Annotated in this window: 5 protein-coding genes; 2 read left to right on the top strand and 3 right to left on the bottom strand. The window is 76.1% G+C overall.

Features of this window, described 5'->3' with window-relative positions; all coding sequences use genetic code 11:
* Positions 1-399: 399 nt before the first annotated feature.
* Entirely contained in the window at positions 400-984 is a 585-nt protein-coding gene (locus AC0CYZ_RS26870) for a M48 metallopeptidase family protein (RefSeq protein WP_472221072.1), read from the bottom strand.
* Between the two features lie 54 nt (positions 985-1,038).
* Here AC0CYZ_RS26870 and AC0CYZ_RS26865 point away from each other — a divergent pair, with 54 nt between their 5' ends.
* Together AC0CYZ_RS26865 and AC0CYZ_RS26860 are read left to right on the top strand one after the other, a co-directional pair.
* Complete coding sequence (locus tag AC0CYZ_RS26865; RefSeq protein ID WP_472221070.1) at positions 1,039-2,031, top strand: TOMM precursor leader peptide-binding protein; 993 nt, start codon at positions 1,039-1,041, stop codon at positions 2,029-2,031.
* The gene (locus AC0CYZ_RS26860; RefSeq protein ID WP_472221068.1) at positions 2,018-3,334 is read left to right on the top strand and encodes an ABC1 kinase family protein; all 1,317 of its coding nucleotides are present in this window, start codon (positions 2,018-2,020) and stop codon (positions 3,332-3,334) included. The genes AC0CYZ_RS26865 and AC0CYZ_RS26860 overlap by 14 nt, the downstream gene beginning before the upstream one ends.
* Positions 3,335-3,415: 81 nt before the next feature.
* On the opposite strand, the gene AC0CYZ_RS26855 is transcribed toward AC0CYZ_RS26860, so the two are convergent.
* Entirely contained in the window at positions 3,416-3,733 is a 318-nt protein-coding gene (locus AC0CYZ_RS26855) for a WhiB family transcriptional regulator (protein ID WP_472221066.1), read from the bottom strand.
* Between the two features lie 535 nt (positions 3,734-4,268).
* Positions 4,269-4,982 (bottom strand): HRDC domain-containing protein (locus AC0CYZ_RS26850; RefSeq protein WP_472221064.1); only part of this gene is annotated, 714 nt, incomplete at its 5' end.

The raw sequence follows: 4,982 nt of genomic DNA, 5'->3' as shown, positions 1-4,982 counted from the left end.
GAGCAGGAGATGCGCGCGGAGAAGGAGTCCGGGACGTCGGCGCCCGGGGAGGGCTCCGAGGACGGTCCGGCCCCGGAGGACGGGTCGGGGCCCGACGAGGGCACGGCCGGGCCGAAGGCCTGACGTTCGGGGCGGCCTCGGCCTCGCCGCACCGCCTCCGCGTTGATCAACAGCACGCCACGCACGTCCGCAGCGGCGAAAACCTGCCTGACGTGCCCCTCGCGGGCGGACTCTCCCCCCGTCCGCTGATCAACAGCACACCACGCACGCCTGGAGCGCCGAGAACCTGCCTGAGGTGCCCCTCGCGGTCGGGCGGCCCACCCTTTCGTTGATCAACAGCACGCCACGCATGTCTGGAGCGGCCAAAACCTGCCTGACGTGCCCCTCGGGCGCGGGCGCTCAGTCCCCGGCGTCGTCCCCGTCCGCCTCGCCGCCGATCTCCAGGCCCGCACCCGCGGAGAGGCCCTCGAGGTAGCCGATCGCCCGCTCGCTGCGCGGGTACCGGGCCTCGATCGCCCGGAACGCCGGGCCGTGGCCGGCCTCGCGCAGGTGCGCGAGCTCGTGGACCAGCACGTGGTCGAGCACCCAGCCGGGCACCTCGCGCAGGCGCTCACTGACCCGGATCGTCCCGTCGACGGGCGTGCAGGAGGCCCACCGCGTCCGCATCGGGCGGGTCCAGCGCACCGAGGCGGGTCGTGGCCAGCGCCCGTCGGGGCCCGCCGCGTCCAGGTGCTCGCGGGCCAGGCGGTCGGCGCGCGCGGCGAGGTCGTCGTCGCCGGACGTCCGGCCCGGCCGGCGACGCTCCTCCGAGCGCTGCAGCCGGCGCAGCATCTCCTCCACCCAGTGCTTCTCCTGGGCCCGGCTCATCGAGGCCGGCACCGAGACGATCACCGTGTCGCCCTCGCGCCGGGCGTCGACCGTGCGCCGACGACGGGCACTGCGGCGCACCACCACCTCGGGCCGCTGCGTCCCCGACTCACCCACGGACGGCCAGGCTAGGCGAGGGAGCCGACGGCCCCGCACGCGCGTCCAACCCCCGTGCGACCGATCCCGCTCCCCCGCGACCCCGACGACCGCCCGGCGCTGCTCTGGCGTGACCCCGCCACCGCACAGTTCGGCACCGACCCCGCCACCGCGGTCACCCTCGGGGGACTCACGCCGCCGCTGGCCGCCCTGGTCCGTGAGCTCGCGGCGGGCTCGCCGCCCCCGCGGGCCGCCGCCGAGGCCGTCGCCCGGGGCGGCGCGCCGGGCGAGGTCGCCGCCGTCGTCGCGGCCCTCGCCGACGCCGGCCTCCTCGCCCCGCAGCGGCCGGCACCGGGCGCGGCCTACGTGCGCGTCCACGGCGCCGGGCGGCTGGGCACGGCGGTCGCGGTGGCACTGGCGGCCGCGGGCGTGCGCCGGGTCGTCGTCCGGGCGCGCGGGTCGGTGACCTCGGCGGAGCTCGGGACCGGGCTGCGCGCGTCCGACGTCGGGCGCTCCGCCGTGGCCGCCGTGGCGGAGGCGGTCGCCCGGGCCGCACCCGCCGTCGTCGTCGCCGAACCCACGCGACGCCGGCCCGACCTCGCGGTGCTCGTCGGTGCCGAGGCCGCCGATCCGGTGCTCTCGGCGCGCCTGCTCGCCCGCCACCAGCCCCACCTGGCCGTCACCGCGCACGGCGGGATCGGCACCGTCGGGCCCCTCGTGCTCCCCGGACGCGGGGCCTGCCTGCGCTGCGCGGACCGCCGCCGCGCGGCCGCGGACCCGGCCTGGCCGCGGCTGGCGGCCCAGCTCGCGGGCCGTCCGGCGACGGTGGGCATCCCGACGGCGGGCGCGGTCGCCGCGCTCGCCGCCGAGCACGTCCTGGCCCACCTCGCGGGGGCGGACACCCTCCTCGACCGGGCGCTCGAACTCGACCTCGCCGCCGGGACACTCACCCGCCTCACCTGCGTCACACACCCGGGGTGTGCTTGCGCACCACACCCGGAGGGCGGGCGCCCTGGGCGCGCCGTCCCGGGGTCCGCGGGGGACAATCGGCCACGTGTCGTCCGATGAGATCCCGCGCCGAACGGTCCAGCGTTCCGCGCGTCTGGCGTCGCTGCCACTGGGGTTCGCGTCGCGCACGGCGGCCGGATGGGGGCGGCGACTGGCCGGCGGCGACGCCGGCGAGATCTCCGCCGACGTCGCGCGGCGGGGCGCCGAGCAGCTCTTCGCCGTGCTCGGCGAGCTCAAGGGCGGCGCCATGAAGTTCGGGCAGGCGCTCTCGGTCTTCGAGGCGGCCGTCCCCGACGAGCTGGCCGAGCCCTACCGCGAGGCCCTGACCCGGCTGCAGACCGCCGCCCCGCCGATGCCGGCGGCCCGCACCCACCGGGTGCTCGCCGAGCAGTTCGGCCGCGGCTGGCGCGACCGGTTCCGCGAGTTCGACGACACCCCCGCGGCGTCGGCGAGCATCGGCCAGGTGCACCGCGCGGTGTGGGGCGACGGGCGCGAGGTCGCCGTCAAGGTCCAGTACCCCGGCGCGGAGGAGGCCATCATGGCCGACCTGCGCCAGCTGCAGCGCTTCGCCCGCGTCATCCAGCCCATGGTGCCGGGCATGGAGATCAAGCCGCTGCTCCAGGAGCTGCGCGACCGGATGGCCGAGGAGCTCGACTACCGCGACGAGGCCGACGCGCAGCGCACGTTCGCGGCCGCCTTCGACGGCGACGAGCACGTCGTGGTGCCCCGCGTCGTGGCCTCGGCCCCGAAGGCGATGGTCTCGGAGTGGATCGAGGGGACCCCGCTCTCGCAGATCATCCGGACCGGGGAGCCCGACGAGCGCGACCGGGTCGGCCTGCTGCTCTCGACCTTCCACTTCTCCGCACCGGCCCGCGTCGGGCTGCTGCACGCGGACCCGCACCCCGGCAACTTCCAGGTCCTCCCCGACGGGCGCCTGTGCGTGATCGACTTCGGCGCGGTCGCCCGGCTGCCCGACGGCCTGCCGATCGAGCTCGGCGAGATGCTCGCGCTGGCCGTGGAGGACCGCAAGGACGAGCTGCTCGAGCTGCTGCGCACGCTCAACTTCGTGCTGCCCGGGATCGACATGTCGCCCGACGAGGCGATCGCCTACCTCGGCCCGCTCGTGGACCCGCTACGGACCGAGGAGTTCCACTTCACGCGCAAGTGGATCCAGGGCCAGGCCGAGCGCCTCGGGGACCTGCGCCGCCCCGAGTTCGACACCGGCCGCGGGCTGAACCTGCCGCCGCAATACCTGCTCATCCACCGGGTCACGCTCGCCTCGGTGGCGGTGCTCTGCCAGCTCGACGCGCAGATCCCGATGCGCTCGATCTTCCGCGACTGGCAGCCCGGCTTCGATCTCTGAGCCCGACGGGCCCGCACGTGGGGGAACCCCCGGTCGCTCCGGGCGACCGGGGGTTCCCCTCGTGCCGGGTCGGGCGTGACCTCACGCCACGCCCGCGGCCTGCCGGGCCGCGGCGAGCTCGGCGTCCCGGGCGAGGTCGGCCTTGCTCGGCCGGCCCCGCGGCCGCTTCCGGGCGATGACGGTCCCCCGGTCGAGGATCTCGCCGCCCCACACGCCGGCGAACTCCCGGCGCTCCAGGGCACCGGCCAGGCAGGCCCGCCGCGCCGGGCACGCGGCACACAGGAGCTTCGCCTGCTCGAGCTCGGCGGGGCTCTCGGAGAACCAGAGGTCGTCGGTCGCCTCGCGGCACGGCAGGCAGACCGACTCGAGTATCTCGGGGGGAGAAGGAACGGGGTACATGCTCGGACCTCCTACGGCGGGTGTTCGGGGATCACCCGGGTGCCGCGGAGACGTCGAGAACGACGAAGGCCGCGAACCCGGGGGTCCGCGGCCTGGTGAACGGGGGTGTGTCAGCCACACCCGCCGCAGGGACGCGGACGATGGGGGTCGAGATCGATGTGCTGGCGGCGCGTGCGGCCCGCTATGCCGGCCGGGCGGGCGCCGAGGACCTGCTCCGAGGAGACGTGTCCCGTGACGCCGGCCGAGCTCGGCACGGCCGCGAACGCACGGGTCCGCTCGAGTCCCGCTGACGGGACCTCCGCGACGGACGGGTGCGCCGCCCAGCAGCGCGCACTGCCATAGCCATCGACCACCGGGGACGGGGAGACGCGTGCGCCCGCGAGCAACAGCTTCATGATCGGCACACCCCCCGTTCCCAGGACTCGACCCGGCACGTCCCGCGCCGGTGCGATCGAACCTAGGGGCCCCCACGCACGGGCCGCAACGGAATTACCGCGGGTTCCGGCGAACTTTCTCCGAACGGCCCCGCGACCGCCTATCCGGCGTGCTCGCGCACCATCGTCAGCACCTCGTCGCCGTAGCGCTCCAGCTTCGAGGCCCCGATCCCGGGGATGGTCACCAGGCCCTTCGCGTCGGTCGGGCGCTGCTCGGCGAGCGCGACGAGGGTGGCGTCGGTGAACACCACGTAGGCCGGGACCGAGCGCTGCTTGGCCTCGTTCGACCGCCAGGTCCGCAGCGCGTCGAGCAGCTCGACGTCGACGTCCGAGGGGTGCTCGGTGCAGCGGCCGATCTTCACGGCGTTCGCGTCGGAGAGCGCCTTGCCGCACACCCGGCAGCCCGCCTTCGCGACCTTCGCCTTGGGACCCCCGTCCACCCCCGTGCCGGCCTTGCGCGCGGCGGGGTGGTCCTCGGGGACCAGGCCGTAGAGGAAGCGGCTGCGACGCCGGGAGCGCCGCCCGCCCGCCGAGCGGGACAGCGCCCAGGACAGCCGCAGGTGCACCCGCGCCCGCGTCACCCCGACGTAGAAGAGGCGGCGCTCCTCCTCGACGGCGTCGTCGTCACCGTCGGCGTGCTGGATCGGCAGCGTGCCGTCGGTGAGCCCGACGAGGAACACCGCGTCCCACTCGAGGCCCTTCGCGGCGTGCAGCGAGGCCAGCGTCACGCCCTGCACCGTCGGGGGGTGCTGGGCCTGGGCGCGCGTGTTCAGCTCGGTGAGGAACCCGGCGAGCGTGGTCTCCGGGAGGCTCTC

The sequence above is a fragment of the Actinomycetospora sp. genome, assembly GCF_055612215.1.
The sequence above is the reverse complement of the archived record's forward strand: the minus strand, read 5'-3'. Positions and strand labels throughout refer to the sequence as shown.

Bases quoted from the DNA above. Each gene is read 5' to 3' on its own strand.
- AC0CYZ_RS26855 (WP_472221066.1), bottom strand. From the start codon at position 3,733: ATGTACCCCGTTCCTTCTCCCCCCGAGATACTCGAGTCGGTCTGCCTG.